Genomic DNA, 15,396 nt, shown 5'->3' with positions numbered 1-15,396 from the left:
GGCCGGGCTCACGCGAACGACGCCGCGACCCCGTTGCGGTGGTAGTCGAACACAAGGCTCGTGCGGGTGGATGCGACGCTCTGCTGGGCCGAGAGGTGCTCGACCACGAAGGCGCGCACATCCGAGCTGTCGGCGACCGCGATGTGCACCATGAAGTCGTCGCTGCCGCCGAGGAAGAACAGCTGCAGCACCTGCGGCAGCCGCCGTACCTCCTCGGCGAAGGCGGTGATGCTCTCCTGCCGCGACCCCGGACGCAGCGTCACGCCGATCATCGCCTGCAGGCCGCGACCGAGTCGGCGCTGGTCGACGCTGGCGTGGAAACCGGTCACGACACCCCGCTCGACGAGAGAGCGCAGCCGGGCGTGGGTCGTCGACGGCGCGATGCCAAGGGCGGCCGCGAGCTCGGCGTTCGTGATGCGTCCCTGAGCGGTCAGGATGCGCACCATCTCGCGATCGGTGTCATCCAGCTCGGCGGGGCGGAGATCGGGGCGGGGGACGGGACGAGAGTCCTGGCGAAGATCCTTCGGCGGCGCATCCCGATTCGTCGACGTCATGCGCCCGAATCTACCCCCGGGCGCGGCCGTGCCGAATCTTCTGCGCTCGTCACGCCGTTGTAACGAACCGCTGTCACGCTGGCCGCACCTCGTCCTCCGCCCACGTCGTCGTCAGGAGCAGCCATGCGGATCGGCATCCCCACCGAGATCAAGAACAACGAGAACCGCGTCGCCATCACCCCGGCGGGCGTCGACGCCCTCGTGCACCGTGGGCACACGGTGCGCGTGCAGGCGGGCGCCGGACTCGGCTCGGGCATCACCGACGAGGCCTTCGCCGCGGCCGGCGCCGAGCTGGTCGCCACCGCCGACGAGCTGTGGTCGGGATCGGAGCTGGTCGTCAAGGTCAAGGAGCCGATCGCCGCCGAGTACGGCCACCTGCGCAGAGACCTCACCCTCTTCACCTACCTGCACCTCGCCGCCGACAAGCCGCTGACGGATGCGCTGCTCGCCGCCGGCACGACCGCGATCGCCTACGAGACCGTGCAGCTGCCCGACCGCAGCCTGCCGCTGCTCTCGCCCATGAGCGAGGTCGCCGGCCGCCTCTCGATCGTCGTCGGCGCGGCCACGCTGCTGAAGGCCGCCGGCGGACGCGGCACCCTGCTCGGCGGCGTGCCCGGAACCCCGAAGGCCAAGGTCGTCGTGATCGGCGGCGGCGTCGCCGGCGAGCACGCCGCCGCGAACGCGCTCGGGCTCGGCGCCGACGTCACCGTGATCGACCTCTCGCTGCCGCGCCTGCGCCAGCTCGAGAAGCAGTACCCGAAGCTGCAGACCCGCGCATCCAGCCGCCTCGAGATCGCCGAGCAGGTCGCCGCCGCCGATCTCGTGATCGGCTCGGTGCTGATCCCCGGCGCGGCGGCGCCGAAGCTCGTGACGGATGCCATGGTCGCCACCATGAAGCCCGGCGCGGTGCTCGTCGACATCGCGATCGACCAGGGCGGCTGCTTCGAGGGCTCGCACCCGACGACGCACGACGACCCGACCTTCGCGGTGCACGACGCGCTCTACTACTGCGTCGCGAACATGCCCGGCGCCGTGCCCGAGACCTCGACCCGCGCGCTGACGAACGCGACGCTGCCCTACCTGGTCGCGCTCGCCGACAAGGGCCCCGTGGATGCGCTGGCCGCCGACCCGGCGCTCGCCCTCGGCCTCAACACGCACGCCGGCCGCGTCACGAACGCGGGCGTCGCCGCCGCCTTCGGCTACGAGCTCGCGAGCTGACCGCCCTGAGTTCCCCGCGCCGCCCCTCGCCCCCCGTTCTCCGTGACTGAGGGGTCGCAAACGCCCCGCCGACTTCTCCTTGCCTGAGGGGTCGCAAAGGTCCCGCGAACGCGCCGATTCCGGCTCGCGCCGGGGCCCTTGCGACCCCTCACGGGAACTCGACCCGGGTCGGGCCAGGATGCGGACGAGGTCGCGCCGGTGTCCGGCCCCCGCGGGGCCGGACGGCCGCGCCCTCTCGCAACTCAGCACGGATGCGCCCTCGCGACCCACGACGTGCTCCGGCGGCGTTCCCTGCTGAATTGCGAAACGTCGACGCTGCCGGGTGATGACGCAATTCAGCACGGATGCGCTCTGCGAGCCCGCGCGGGCGGCTTCGGGGTAGCCGTGCTGAGTTGCGAAGCCGTCACGTCGGGGGAACGCGGATGCGGTGAGCGCGCCCGAACCGCGAGCTGCGGTGAGCGCGCCCGAACCGCGAGCTGCGGCCAGCGCGCCCCGACAGAGGATGCGCGAGAGCCGGCCCCGGCGTCAGGCCTCCGCGCCGCCGAACTCCGGGTCGGCGGCGGGCGCCGACTCCATGCGGGTGACCGCGAGGGCGTCGCCCGTCGCATCCACGTCGACGCGCACCGTGTCGCCGTCGCCGATCTGGCCCGACAGCAGCGCGCGGGCGAGCTTGTCGTCGATCTCGTGCTGCATGAGCCGGCGCAGCGGACGCGCGCCGTAGATCGGATCGAAGCCCTGCTCGGCCAGCCAGCCCCGCGCGCTCGGCGTGACCGCGAGCTGCAGCCGCCGCTCCGACAGCCGCCGCTCGAGACGGTCGACGTAGAGCGACACGATCTGCCCGAGGTCGCCGGTCGTCAGCGGCGCGAACACCACGATGTCGTCGAGGCGGTTCACGAACTCCGGCTTGAACGAGCGCTGCACCAGGTCGCGCACGGCTCCCTGCTTCGCCTCCCAGTCGAGCGTCTGGTCGACGAGGAAGTTCGAGCCCAGGTTCGAGGTGAGGATCAGGATCGTGTTGCGGAAGTCGACCGTGCGGCCCTGCCCGTCGGTCAGGCGCCCGTCATCCAGCACCTGCAGCAGCAGGTCGAAGACCTCGGGATGCGCCTTCTCGACCTCGTCGAGCAGCACGACCGAATACGGCCGGCGACGCACGAGCTCGGTCAGCTGACCGCCCTGCTCGTAGCCGATGTAGCCGGGAGGGGCGCCGACGAGCCGCGAGACGGCGAACTTCTCGCCGTACTCCGACATGTCGATGCGCACGAGGGCCTTCTCGTCGTCGAACAGGTACTCGGCGAGCGCCTTCGCCAGCTCGGTCTTGCCGACGCCGGTCGGTCCGAGGAACAGGAACGACCCGGTCGGCCGGTCGGGGTCGGCGATGCCGGCACGGGTGCGGCGCACGGCCTCGCTGACGGCGCGCACGGCATCCTTCTGGCCGATGAGCCGCTTGCCGAGCTCCTGCTCGAGGTGCAGCAGCTTCTCGGTCTCGCCCTGCTTGAGCTTGGCGACGGGGATGCCGGTCCAGGCCGCGACGACGGCCGCGATGTCCTCGTCGGTCACCTGGTCGCTGACCATGCGCGGGCCGGTCTGCTCCTGCTGCTCGGCCTCGCTGAGCGCCTTCTCGATCGCCGGGATGATCTCGTAGTTGAGCTTCGACGCGTTCTGCCAGTTCTGCTCGCGCATGGCGCGGTCGAGGTCGATGCGGGCGTCGTTGAGCTTCGCCTTGAGGTCGCCGACGCTGTGCAGCGAGGTCTTCTCGGCCTGCCAGCGCTTCTGCAGCGCGTCGAGCTGCTTCTGCCGCGCATCGAGCTCGTCGCGCAGCTTCGCCAGGCGGGCCTTCGAGGCGTCGTCCTTCTCGCGCTTGAGCGCGAGCTCCTCGATGCGCATGCGGTCGACCGAGCGCTTGAGCTCGTCGATCTCGACGGGCGAGCTGTCGATCTCCATCTTGAGCCGGCTCGCAGCCTCGTCGATCAGGTCGATCGCCTTGTCGGGCAGCTGGCGGGCGGTGATGTAGCGGTTCGACAGGGATGCGGCGGCCACGAGCGCGCTGTCGGCGATCGACACCTTGTGGTGCGCCTCGTAGCGCTCCTTGAGTCCGCGCAGGATCGCGACGGTGTCCTCGACGCTCGGCTCGCCGACATAGACCTGCTGGAAGCGGCGCTCGAGCGCGGCATCCTTCTCGATGTACTCGCGGTACTCGTTGAGCGTGGTGGCGCCGATGAGGCGCAGCTCGCCGCGGGCGAGCATGGGCTTGAGCATGTTGGCGGCCGCGACGGAGCCCTCGCCGCCGCCGGCGCCCATGAGCGTGTGCAACTCGTCGATGAAGGTGATCACGCGCCCGTCGGACTCGTTGATCTCCTTGAGCACGGCCTTGAGGCGCTCCTCGAACTCGCCGCGGTATTTCGCGCCGGCCACGAGCGCGGCCAGGTCGAGCGAGACGAGCTGCTTGTCCTTCAGCGAGTCGGCGACGTCGCCGGCGACGATCCGCTGGGCGAGGCCCTCGACCACGGCGGTCTTGCCGACGCCGGGTTCGCCGATGAGCACGGGATTGTTCTTGGTGCGGCGGGTCAGCACCTGGCTGATGCGCCGGATCTCGGCGTCGCGGCCGATCACCGGATCGAGCTTGCCCGAGCGGGCGATCTCGGTGAGGTTGACGCCGTACTGCTCGAGGGCGGTCTTCTGCTCCTCCTGGCTGGAGGGCGCCCCCTGCATGTTCGCCATGTGGTGAGCTCTTCCTTTCGTGCTGAAACTTGAGTCTACTCGGCTCAACCCGGCCGAGCCAGAGTTCATTCCTGGGAGGCGACCTCGAAGAGCCCGCCGATCGCGGCCTGGAAGCCGAGGCCGATCAGCACCATGGAGACCGCCACGATCGCGGCGGCCACCGCCCAGCGGAACGCGATGCGCGCATCCGGATCGTGCTGCGCGCAGCGGCGCGCCCGCAGCCCGAGATAGAGCGGCGTCGGCAGCAGCGCGACGAGCGGCGAGACGAGGTCGACGAAGCCGCGGTCGCGCAGCACGCGGCGATCATGACCGGCGAGGGCGACCTGGATGAGCGCGATCGGTGCGGCGAACGCGGCGACGACCGTCGCATCCCAGCCGCCGCCGAATGCCGGCGCGCCCATGCTCAGCAGCACGGGCAGCAGCGGCAGCAGGGCGAGCGCGTTCGCCTGCGGGGTGTCGGCGCGCGGCCGGATCGCGACCTGGCCGGTGCGGGCGATCGGGCGGGTCCACGCCTCGGGCGCCTCGGGCTCGAGCGTCGCCGTGGCGTCGGTGCCCGCGGGCGGCACGCTGCCGGCGGTCGCGGATGCCGGCCCGGGCGCCGGGATCGCCGCATCGTCGGGATGCGCGCCCAGCTGCCAGGTCATGGCCACAACCTAGGGGCGCCGCATCCCGCGCACCATGCCCCCGTGCTGGTGCCCCGGCGCGTCAGTACCCCGTCGAGGACGTGTGCGGCGGATCCCACGGGCCGCGCTCGGGCGCGAGCCCCGGAAGGATCGGGCCGAGCTGCTGCGGGATCGACGCCGGCGCGCGGAAGACGTGCGCCATCCACCACCAGCACAGCCAGCCCATCAGCACCGTCACGCCCACCGACACGAGCGCATAGACGGCGAGCAGGATGCCGTAGCCGCCCATCGCCGTCCAGAACGCGTCGAGGCTGTCGGAGGAGTCGGCGGCCTCGCCGAGCTGGGCCAGCGGCAGGGTCGCGAGCACCTGGAACGCGAACGACAGGATCCAGTTCGCGATCGTGACGCCGGCGACGGCGAGGCCGAGGCCCGACCAGGTGACGGCGACCGGCCGCGGGTGCCCGGCGCGCTTCAGCAGTGCGCGGCTCAGCAGGAACCCGCCGACCCAGATCGCGGCGCCCAGCACGGCGACGCCGATCGAGATCGGCACGAGCAGTCCGCCGGTCTGCCGGTCGAACCAGTGGCCGATCAGCACGAAGTCGCCCGCGCTGTCAGGGTCGCTCGAGGCGACGGCGGTCGCGAGCCAGGCGAACAGGCCCACGATCAGCAGGATGCTCGCCGCGATCGCGAACAGGGTCCAGCCCAGCGAGATGATCGTGAAGCCGAGCATGCCGGCTGCCGCGGCGGCGCGCTTCTGCGGCTTCGGCAGCGGGGGCTTCGGCGGGGCGACGAAGACCGGGGGCGGCGGCGCGAAGTACACGGGCTGCGGATACGGCGGCTGGCCGTATTGCGGCTGCCAGAACTGCGACGATCCCGGAACGCCGTACGAGGGCTGGCCGTATTGCGGCTGCGGCTGCGCGGGCGCGGGCTGCGGCGGCCACGACGGCGGCCCGTTCTGCCCCTGCCAGCTCATGCGCTCTCCCTGCCCTCGCGGGTCAGTCTGCCGCAGAGCGGGGGGATGCGCGCACCCCGATCCGAGGGTGACTCACCGAACCGACGCGCGAGACGCCGCCGGCGCGCGAGACGCGCGAATCAGTCGCGCGGTCCGAACGGCCGCCACACGACGACCGCGTTCGACTTCTTGGCGCGGGTGCCCGCGCGCAGCGAGACGACGTCGCCCGACTCCCCCGCCGCGAACACGCGGCGGCCGGGGCGCGCCAGCATCTCGTCGGCGAGCGCCGCCTCGAGCTCGCGCACGCGGGCGCTGAGCGAGGTCACCTGGTTCTCGAGCTCGAGGATGCGGCGGATGCCCTCGAGGTTGAGCCCCTCGGCGCTCATCCGCGCGATCTCGCGCAGCTGCACGACGTCGCGCATGGAGTAGCGACGCGACTGGCCGGCCGTGCGCCGCGGCACGACGAGGCTGAGGCGGTCGTACTGCCTCAGGGTCTGGGGATGCATCCCGGCCAGCTCGGCGGCGACCGCGATCGGGAAGACGGGACTCAGCTCGTCCATGCGCTCCTCCTTCGTCGGTCGGTGGTTCTCAGTGTGGATGATGCCGGGCGACCCGGAACAGGTCGCCCGGCATCCCTCTCGCGAAGCCTTACTCGCCGGCTCGCGCCAGCAGGTCCTCGCGGGGGTTCTCGTCGGGCATCGCCGCGGCGAAGGCCTCGAGCTTCTCGCGCGCCTCGCCGGGCAGGTGGCTCGGCACCGCGACCATGACGGTCGCGAGCAGGTCGCCCGTGCCCTTCTTGGTCGTGACGCCGCGGCCCTTGACGCGCAGCACGCGTCCGCTCGGGGTCCCGGGCGCGACCTTGAGCTTCACCGGGGCGCCGCCCAGGGTCGGCACCTCGACGGTCGCGCCGAGCGCCGCCTCGGCGAAGGTCACCGGCAGGTCGACGCGCAGGTCGAGCGCGTCGCGCTTGAACACCGGATGCGGTCGCACGTGCACCGTCAGCACCAGGTCGCCGGCCTCGCCGCCGTCGGGCGAGGCCTCGCCCTTGCCGCGCAGGCGGATCTTCTGCCCGTCGGCGACGCCCTCGGGGATGCGCACCTTGACGCTGCGCCCCCGACCGCCGCCGACCTGCAGCTCGACCGTGTCGCCGTGGATGGCCGTGCCGAAATCGAGCGTCGTCGACGCCGCCAGGTCACGGCCCGGCGTGGGTCCGCCGTAGCCGCGGAACCCGCCACTGGGCTGGAACCCGGCGTTGCCGCCGCCGCCGAACAGTCCGCCGAAGAGGTCCTGGTAGTTGCCGGCGCTGTACTGCGCGCGCCCGCCGCCCTGCCCGAACATCCCGCCGAACACGTCGTCGAAGCCGCCGCCCGCGCCCTGGCCGCCCGCCGTGAAGCGGGCGCCCGAGCCCATGGCCCGCACCTGGTCGTACTCCTGGCGCTGCTGGGTGTCAGAGAGCACCGAGTAGGCCTCGCTGATCTCCTTGAAGCGCGCCTCGGCCTTCGCATCCCCGGGGTTCGAGTCGGGGTGGTACTGCCGCGCCAGCTTGCGGTACGTCTTCTTCAGCTCAGCGGCTGAGACGTCCTTCTTCACGCCGAGGACGGCGTAGAAGTCCTTGTCGAACCAGTCCTGACTGGCCACCGATCACCTCACTCCGGTGCGTGAACGGCGACCTTGGCGGGGCGGATGAGCCGCTCCCCCAGCAGATAGCCGGTCTCGATGACGTCGGCGACGGTGTTGATCGTCACGTCGGCCGAGGGGATGCGCACGAGGGCCTCGTGCAGCTTCGGGTCGAACGGCTCGCCGATCTCGCCGACCTTCTTGAGGCCGTAGCGGTCGAACCCGCCGCGCAGCTTCTGGGCGACGATCGCGAGGGGGCTGCCCTCGGTCAGGTCGCCGTGCGACTCGGCGCGGTCGAGGTCGTCGATCGCCGGCAGCAGCGAGCGGATCACCTCGGCGATCACGGCCTCGCGGTTGGCCGCGCGGTCGCGCTCCACACGGGTGCGGAAATTGACCAGCTCGGCCTGGGCTCGGGCCGCGGTGTCGCGGTACTCGGCCACGAGGTCGCGCTCGCCCTCGGCGAGCAGGGCGGCCAGCTCGTCGTCGGTGGCGTCGACCGGGGCCGAAGCGCCGGCGCCCGCCGGGGCGGCATCCGGGTTCTCACCGGATGCCGCACCGGCCTGACCGCGAGGCTCGCCCGTCTCGGGGTCGACCTTGCGCTTGTCGTCGACGCGGCTCGCGTTCGACTCCTGCTCGTCGCGCCCGTCGTTCTCGGGGTTCTGCTCGTCGGTCATGGTTACTTCTTGGGCTCCTCGTCGTCGACGATCTCGGCGTCGACGATGTCCTCGTCGGCCTTCTCGTCAGCGGGGCGCGGGCCGTCGGTCGACGCGTCGGACGCGGCCTGGTCGGCCTGGCCCGAGGCGTAGATGGCCTCGCCGATCTTGGTCTGGCTGGTCGACAGGTTCTCGAAGGCCGTCTTCACGGCCTCCTCGTCGTCGCCGGCCAGAGCGGTCTTGAGCGCATCCACGTCGGCCTGCACGCTGGTCTTCACGTCGTCGCCGATCTTGTCGGCGTTGTCGGTGAGCAGCTTCTCGACCGAGTAGGCGAGCTGCTCGGCGTTGTTGCGCAGCTCGGCGCTCTCGCGACGCGCCTTGTCCTCGGCGGCGTGCTCCTCGGCCTCGCGCACCATGCGCTCGATGTCCTCCTTGGGCAGCGACGAGCCGCCCGTGATGGTCATCGACTGCTCGGTGCCGGTGCCCTTGTCCTTCGCCGAGACGTGCACGATGCCGTTCGCGTCGATGTCGAAGGTGACCTCGACCTGCGGCACTCCGCGCGGGGCCGGCGCGATGCCGGTCAGCTCGAAGGTGCCGAGGTTCTTGTTGTCGCGGGTGAACTCGCGCTCGCCCTGGAAGACCTGGATCGCGACCGACGGCTGGTTGTCGTCGGCGGTCGTGAAGGTCTCGCTGCGCTTGGTCGGGATGGCCGTGTTGCGCTCGATGAGCTTGGTCATGATGCCGCCCTTGGTCTCGATGCCGAGGCTCAGGGGGGTGACGTCGATGAGCAGCACGTCCTTGCGCTCGCCCTTCAGCACGCCGGCCTGCAGCGCGGCGCCGACGGCGACGACCTCATCGGGGTTGACGCCCTTGTTCGGCTCCTTGCCGCCGGTGAGCTTCTTGACGAGCTCGGCGACCGCGGGCATGCGGGTCGAGCCGCCGACGAGCACCACGTGGGCGATGTCGTCGACCTTGACGCCGGCCTCGCGGATGACGTCTTCGAAGGGCTTGCGGGTGCGGTCGATGAGGTCGCTGGTCAGCTGCTCGAACTGCGCACGGGTGATGGTCTCATCCAGGTTCGCCGGGCCGCTCTGCGTGAGCGAGAGGTAGGGCAGCTGGATGCTGGCGCTCATGGAGCTCGAGAGCTCCTTCTTCGCCTGCTCCGCGGCCTCCTTCAGGCGCTGCAGGGCGATCTTGTCGCCCGACACGTCGACGCCGGTGGTCTCCTTGAACTTCTTGACCAGGTGATCGACGATGCGCTGGTCCCAGTCGTCGCCGCCGAGACGGTTGTCGCCCGAGGTGGCGCGCACCTGGATGGTCGAGAAGTCGTCGTCCTTGCCCACCTCGAGCAGCGAGACGTCGAAGGTTCCGCCACCGAGGTCGAAGACCAGGATGAGCTCGTCCTCCTTGCCGCGGTCGAGGCCGTAGGCCAGCGCGGCGGCGGTGGGCTCGTTGATGATGCGCAGCACGTTGAGGCCGCTGATCTCGCCGGCCTCCTTGGTGGCCTGGCGCTCGGCGTCGTTGAAGTACGCGGGGACGGTGATGACGGCGTCGGTCACGGTCTCGCCGAGGTACTGCTCGGCATCCCGCTTCAGCTTGCCCAGGATGCGGGCGCTGATCTCCTGCGGCGTGTACTTCTTGCCGTCGATCTCGGTCGTCCAGGGGGTGCCGATGTGGCGCTTGACCGACGAGATGGTGCGGTCGACGTTGGTGACGGCCTGGCGCTTGGCGGTCTCGCCGACGAGCACCTCGCCGTCCTTCGTGAAGGCGACGACGGAGGGCGTGGTGCGGAAGCCCTCGGCGTTCGCGATGACGGTGGGCTCTCCACCTTCGAGGACGGCGACCACCGAGTTCGTGGTGCCGAGGTCGATTCCTACTGCTCGAGCCATGTGCGGTTCTGCTCCTGCTTCTGTGGTGCGGATGGTGTGGGTCTGAGTTCTGAGGGCGGCCCGGTCGGATGCGGTGTCGCTGTCGAGCGGGCGTGCATCCGGGGTTGAGCCGCGATGACTCAAGTGTGGAACCTGTGGATAACTGCTGTCAACCTCGCGGCGCAAAACTTGAGTACGACTGGCTCAACTCTCAGTCGCGGCTCAGCATTCCGCCGCCCCAGGCGTGGATGCGCGACGCAGGAATCCGGAGCGGGGATCCCGGCGCGACACCGGCGCCGACTAGGGTGCGGCCATGAGCGATCCCCAGGCGCCGACGCCCGCCTCGCCGCAGTCCGACGCGGGCGCGCCCGCGAGCGCGACCACGGGCAGCGCCCACGCCGCCACTCCCCCGATCGCCGCGAACACCAGCGCGCTCGGCGCGGTCGGCGTGACCGGCGTCGAGCTGCAGGAGGGGCGCACGATCCCGCGCAAGCAGGTCGCATCCTGGGCGCTGTGGGACTGGGCGACGCAGCCGTTCAACTCGGTCATCACGACCTTCGTGTTCACGGTGTACCTGACGAGCAGCCTGTTCCTGCCGGCCGACGTCGCCGCGCTCGACGAGAACGACCCGGTGCGCGAGGCGGCCACGGCCGACCTCACCTCCAACCTCGGCTGGGCCGTCGCGCTCGCGGGCCTGCTGATCGCCCTGCTCGCGCCCGTGCTCGGCCAGCGCTCCGACGCGGCCGGCCGCCGCAAGCTGTGGCTCGGCATCTCGACCGGCCTGCTCGTGCTGTGCATGTTCGCGATGTTCTTCACCACCGCCTCGGCGAGCTGGTTCTGGTACGGCGCCGCGCTCGTCGCGATCGGGTCCGTGTTCAGCGAGATCGCCGGCGTCAACTACAACGCGATGCTCGTGCAGGTCTCCACGCCGAAGACGATCGGACGCATCAGCGGCCTCGGCTGGGGTCTCGGCTACCTCGGCGGCATCATCGCCCTCGGCATCGTCGTGGTGATGCAGCAGAGCGGATGGTTCGGCATCCCGACCGGCGAGGGCCTCAACATCCGCCTCATCGCGGTCGGCTGCGGCGTCTGGGCGATCCTGTTCTCGATCCCGCTGTTCCTCAACGTGCCCGAGGCGCCGCCCGCGCCGGGCCGCGATCGGGTGTCGTTCTTCGCGAGTTACGTCGTGCTGGTGCGCGACATCCAGCGCATCTGGCGCGAGACGCGGCCCACGTTCTGGTTCCTGCTGGCGAGCGCCGTCTACCGCGACGGCCTCGCGGGCGTCTTCACCTTCGGCGCGATCATCGCGGCGCGCGTCTTCGGCTTCAGCGACACCCAGGTGATCGTGTTCGGCATCGCCGCGAACCTCATCGCGGGCGTCTCGACCATCGCCGTCGGCCGCCTCGACGACCGCTTCGGCGCGCGGGCCGTCATCCTGGGCGCGCTCATCGGCCTCGTCGCGGTCGGGCTGATCGTCTTCCTGGCCCGGGATGCGGGCACCACCGTGTTCTGGATCTTCGGCCTGATCCTCTGCATGTTCGTCGGCCCGGCGCAGGCGGCATCCCGCTCGTTCCTGGCGCGGGTCACGCCGGCTGGACGCGAGGGCGAGATCTTCGGCCTCTACGCCACGACCGGGCGCGCGGCGAGCTTCCTCTCCCCCGCGCTGTGGGCGCTGTTCATCGGCCTGTTCGGCGCGACGGCCTGGGGCATCCTGGGCATCGTGCTCGTGCTGCTCGCGGGCCTCGTGCTCATGTTCCTGGTGAAGGTGCCGGCCGCGGCGAGCGCCACCCGCTGACGCTCCGCGGGTCGGCGGTGCGCTCCCGCCGGTCAGAGGTCGAGCAGCTGCAGGGCGAGGGTGACGAGCGCATCCTTGTCGAGGTAGGCGTTCTGATCCCAGCGCGCGTCGACCAGGGTGATGTCGACCCCCGGCACCAGCACCTCGCCGGTCCCTCCGCCGACGGCCGAGGTGTCGGTCGTGAGCCACAGGCCGATGCCGCCGACGGCATCCAGTCGCGGGTCGGTGAAGTAGACCTTCTCGCCGTAGGTGCCGAGCGCGGCGGGGTCGGGGATCTCGTCGTCGCCTTCGGCGATGGTGACCCCGAAGGTCTGGATCTGCGACAGGTCGGTGACCGAGCCCTCCGGCGGCGACCACGTGCACGAGATCTCATCCGACTGGATGTACGACTCCTCCTCGTCGAGCGGGATGCCGTCGATGTACGACGCGACGACCGCGCCGACCTCGTCGCAGCTCGAGACCTTCGGCAGCGCGCGGGCCGCGCCTCCGCCCTGAACGTCAGCACCATCGGACGCGGGCTTCGCAGAGTCACTCGCCCCGGCCCCTGCCGATGTCGGGGAGCCCAGCGAGCAGCCGGCGAGCGAGATCGCGACGGCGGCGAGAACGGTCAACGTGAGCGGAAGTCGACGGCGAGACACGGGCCGATGCTACAGATGTCGGCCACCGTGGCGCACGGCCCGCCCGCGTGTCAGGCGCTCACGCGGGCGCGACGCGGGTCGGGCACCGCATCCAGCAGCGCGACCGTGTAGTCGTCCTGCGGGTGCTGCAGCACCTGCGCCGTGTCGCCGCGCTCGACGACCTGGCCGTCGTGCAGCACGAGGATGTCGTCGGTGATCAGGCGCGCGCTCAGCAGGTCGTGCGTGATGTAGAGCAGCGAGACGCCCCACTGCTCGCGCAGGTCCTCGAGCAGCGCGAGCACGCCGGCGCGCAGCGACACGTCGAGCATCGAGACCGGCTCGTCGGCGATGATCACCTGCGGGTCGCTCGCCAGGGCGCGGGCGATGACGACGCGCTGACGCTGACCGCCCGAGAGCTGGTGCGGCAGCTTCTGCGCGAACTGCTCCACGGGCGTGAGGCCCACCGTCTCGAGCAGCTCGCGCACGCGCATCCGGGCCTGCTGCTTCGTCGCGCCGGTGAAGTTCACGATCGGCCGGGTCAGGATGTACTCCACCGTGTGCAGCGGATTGAGCGCCGCATACGGGTCCTGGAAGACCATCTGCACGTCGCGGTGCAGCTCGCGCACGCGCTTGCCGCGCAGCTTCGCCACGTCGAGGTCGCCGAAGGTGATGCGGCCCTCGCTGGGCGCCTCGACGCCGGTGATCATCTTCGCCAGCGTCGACTTGCCCGAGCCCGACTGGCCGACGAGCGCGAGCGACTGGCCCGGCTCGAGGGTGAACGACACGTCGCGCACCGCGCGCACCGGGTCCTCGCCGCGGCGCGGCGGGGCGTAGGTCTTCGAGACGCCGTCGACGACGATCGCGGCCTGCGCCGAGCGCTTTCCGCGGGTCGCGACCGACGGGGCCGAGGTGGCCGAGTCGGCCCGCGAGCGACCATCGGCGCGGCGCACCGAGCGGTCTTCGAAGCCGGGCAGCGACACGACCTCGGCGCGCGGGTCGGCGTAGTGCGACAGCAGCATCCGCGTGTACTCGTCCTGCGGGTCGTCGAGGATCTGCCGCGACGTGCCGTCTTCGACGATGCGGCCCTCGTGCATCACGAGCACCCGCTCGGTCGACTCGAGCACGATGCCGAGGTCGTGGCTGATCAGGATGGCCGTGAAGCCCTCCGATTGCTGCAGCGAGCGGATGGTGTCCATGACCGCGTGCTGCACCAGCACATCCAGGGCCGTCGTCGGCTCGTCGAACACCATGAGCTGCGGCTCGAGCGAGAGCGCGAGCGCGATCGACACGCGCTGGCGCATGCCGCCCGAGAGCTCGCCCGGGTAGCGGTCGAGCATCGCCACGGGCAGCTCGACCTTGCCGATCAGCTCCTCGGACCGCGCCTGCCAGCGGTCGCGCGGCACGTGGCCGTGCGCCTTGTAGATGTCGATGAAGTGGTCCCGGATGCGTCGCACCGGGTTGAGCGCGTTCATGCCCGACTGCAGCACCATCGCGAAGCCGCCCTGGCGCTGACGCCGCAGTTCCTCGTCGTCGAGCTCGCGGATGTCGTGCCCGTCGAACAGGATCTGGCCCGAGTTCGTGCGGGCCGGCGGCTTCTGCAGCCGGGTGAGGGCGAAGCCGAGCGTCGACTTGCCCGATCCCGACTCCCCCACGAGCCCGACGAACTCGCCGCGCTTCAGCTGGAACGACACGTGGTCGACGGCCTGCACGGGCGTCTGCCCGGCCGATTCGTAGATCACCGAGAGCTCGCGCACGTCGAGGATCGGCGTCGCGGCGGCGCCGGGAGCGTCCGCAGCCGATCCGGATGCGGCGGGGCTGGTCGCGCCGGCCGAAGCGGCGCCGGCCGTCAGGGTGGTGTCGCTCATTTCTTGGTCCCTTCGCGCAGGCGGGGGTTGCTGACCGCATCCACGCCGAAGTTGATGAGGGTGAGGCTCATGGCCAGCAGGGCGATGCAGAGACCGGGGGCGAACAGCAGCACCCACTGGCCGGTGAGCAGCGAGTTCGAGTTCTGCGCCCAGTAGAGGATCGTTCCCCAGCTGACGATGCTCGAGTCGCCGAGGCCCAGGAACTCCAGGCCCGCCTCGGCGAGGATCGCGCTCGTCGCCGCGCCGAAGAACGACCCGACGATGAGCGAGGTCATGTTCGGCAGGATCTCGCGGAACACGATGCGCCCCGCCCGGTCGCCCGAGAAGCGGGCCGCCGTGACGAAGTCGCGCCCGCGCAGCGACTGCGTCTGGCTGCGCAGCACGCGCGCGCCCCAGGCCCAGCCGGTGACCACGATCACGGCGATGATCACGCCGAAGCCGCCGTTCTGCAGGTAGGCCGCGATCACGATCATGAGCGGCAGCGCCGGGATGACCAGGAACAGGTTCACGATGAACCCGATCACGTCGGCCCCGAAGCCGCGGATGTATCCCCAGCTGAGACCCACCGCGACCGCGACGAGCGTCGCCAGGATGCCGGCCACGAAGCCGACGAGCACGCTCACCTGCGCGCCGTAGATCAGCTGGCTCAGCACGTCCTCGCCCGCGGCGGTCGTGCCGAGCCAGTGGGCCGGGCTCGCATCCGCGTTGCGCTCGAAGGTGTTGGTCTGCGCGCCGTAGGGGGCGAGCAGGGGCGCGAAGATCGCCACCAGGATGAACAGCGCGAGGATGATCATCCCGAGCTTGGCCTTGTTGTTCGACCAGATCACGCGGATCATGCGGCCGATCGTGCGCAGGGCGCCCGGCTGCTTCTGCTGCGCCGGGTCGTCGAGCTTGAGGATCTGGGTCGTCGTCATCG

13 protein-coding genes are annotated in these 15,396 nt (G+C 71.0%); 2 read left to right on the top strand and 11 right to left on the bottom strand.

The genetic code is table 11. The features are described 5' to 3' along the window. Positions 1–8 precede the first annotated feature (8 nt). The gene (locus tag FJ658_RS02720) at positions 9–554 is read right to left on the bottom strand and encodes an Lrp/AsnC family transcriptional regulator (protein ID WP_141143840.1); all 546 of its coding nucleotides are present in this window, start codon (positions 552–554) and stop codon (positions 9–11) included. Between the two features lie 123 nt (positions 555–677). On the opposite strand from FJ658_RS02720, the gene ald reads away from it, so the two are divergent. Beyond that, a complete protein-coding gene (gene ald / locus FJ658_RS02715; protein ID WP_141143839.1) occupies positions 678–1,772 on the top strand; it encodes an alanine dehydrogenase in 1,095 nt (364 codons plus the stop codon). A 525-nt stretch (positions 1,773–2,297) separates the two neighbouring features. Here ald and FJ658_RS02710 read toward each other — a convergent pair. The 7 genes from FJ658_RS02710 to dnaK all read right to left on the bottom strand — a co-directional run bounded on the left by FJ658_RS02710 (position 2,298) and on the right by dnaK (position 10,224). Further along, on the bottom strand, positions 2,298–4,490 hold the full coding sequence (locus FJ658_RS02710; RefSeq protein WP_141143838.1) for an ATP-dependent Clp protease ATP-binding subunit: 2,193 nt from the start codon (positions 4,488–4,490) through the stop codon (positions 2,298–2,300). Positions 4,491–4,555: 65 nt separating this feature from the next. Further along, entirely contained in the window at positions 4,556–5,134 is a 579-nt protein-coding gene (locus FJ658_RS02705; RefSeq protein ID WP_141143837.1) for a hypothetical protein, read from the bottom strand. A 61-nt stretch (positions 5,135–5,195) separates the two neighbouring features. Further along, positions 5,196–6,086 (bottom strand): hypothetical protein, encoded by an 891-nt coding sequence (locus tag FJ658_RS16625; protein WP_219995693.1) that lies wholly within the window; start codon positions 6,084–6,086, stop codon positions 5,196–5,198. 119 nt (positions 6,087–6,205) lie between these two features. Next, complete coding sequence (locus FJ658_RS02695) at positions 6,206–6,625, bottom strand: heat shock protein transcriptional repressor HspR (RefSeq protein ID WP_141143836.1); 420 nt, start codon at positions 6,623–6,625, stop codon at positions 6,206–6,208. Between the two features lie 88 nt (positions 6,626–6,713). Then, complete coding sequence (locus tag FJ658_RS02690; RefSeq protein ID WP_141143835.1) at positions 6,714–7,703, bottom strand: DnaJ C-terminal domain-containing protein; 990 nt, start codon at positions 7,701–7,703, stop codon at positions 6,714–6,716. Positions 7,704–7,711: 8 nt separating this feature from the next. Continuing rightward, positions 7,712–8,356, bottom strand: coding sequence for a nucleotide exchange factor GrpE (locus tag FJ658_RS02685; protein ID WP_141143834.1), 645 nt, complete (start codon positions 8,354–8,356; stop codon positions 7,712–7,714). A gap of 2 nt (positions 8,357–8,358) precedes the next feature. Beyond that, positions 8,359–10,224: a molecular chaperone DnaK gene (gene dnaK, locus FJ658_RS02680; protein WP_141143833.1), complete on the bottom strand. Its 1,866-nt coding sequence runs from the start codon at positions 10,222–10,224 to the stop codon at positions 8,359–8,361. A gap of 292 nt (positions 10,225–10,516) precedes the next feature. Here dnaK and FJ658_RS02675 point away from each other — a divergent pair, with 292 nt between their 5' ends. After that, a complete protein-coding gene (locus FJ658_RS02675; protein ID WP_141143832.1) occupies positions 10,517–11,998 on the top strand; it encodes an MFS transporter in 1,482 nt (493 codons plus the stop codon). A 32-nt stretch (positions 11,999–12,030) separates the two neighbouring features. On the opposite strand, the gene FJ658_RS02670 is transcribed toward FJ658_RS02675, so the two are convergent. The 3 genes from FJ658_RS02670 to FJ658_RS02660 are packed head-to-tail and all read right to left on the bottom strand — an operon-like array spanning position 12,031 to position 15,394. Further along, a complete protein-coding gene (locus FJ658_RS02670) occupies positions 12,031–12,636 on the bottom strand; it encodes a hypothetical protein (protein ID WP_255447516.1) in 606 nt (201 codons plus the stop codon). A gap of 50 nt (positions 12,637–12,686) precedes the next feature. After that, positions 12,687–14,480, bottom strand: a complete 1,794-nt coding sequence (locus FJ658_RS02665; protein ID WP_141143831.1) for an ABC transporter ATP-binding protein — start codon at positions 14,478–14,480, stop codon at positions 12,687–12,689. Next, positions 14,477–15,394: an ABC transporter permease gene (locus FJ658_RS02660; RefSeq protein ID WP_141143830.1), complete on the bottom strand. Its 918-nt coding sequence runs from the start codon at positions 15,392–15,394 to the stop codon at positions 14,477–14,479. Before FJ658_RS02660 ends, FJ658_RS02665 begins: the two co-directional genes overlap by 4 nt. Between the last annotated feature and the right edge of the window lie 2 nt (positions 15,395–15,396).

Origin of the sequence: Schumannella sp. 10F1B-5-1 (assembly GCF_006517535.1) — a bacterium.
In the GTDB taxonomy this organism is placed as follows: domain Bacteria; phylum Actinomycetota; class Actinomycetes; order Actinomycetales; family Microbacteriaceae; genus Schumannella.
The sequence above is the reverse complement of the archived record's forward strand: the minus strand, read 5'-3'. Positions and strand labels throughout refer to the sequence as shown.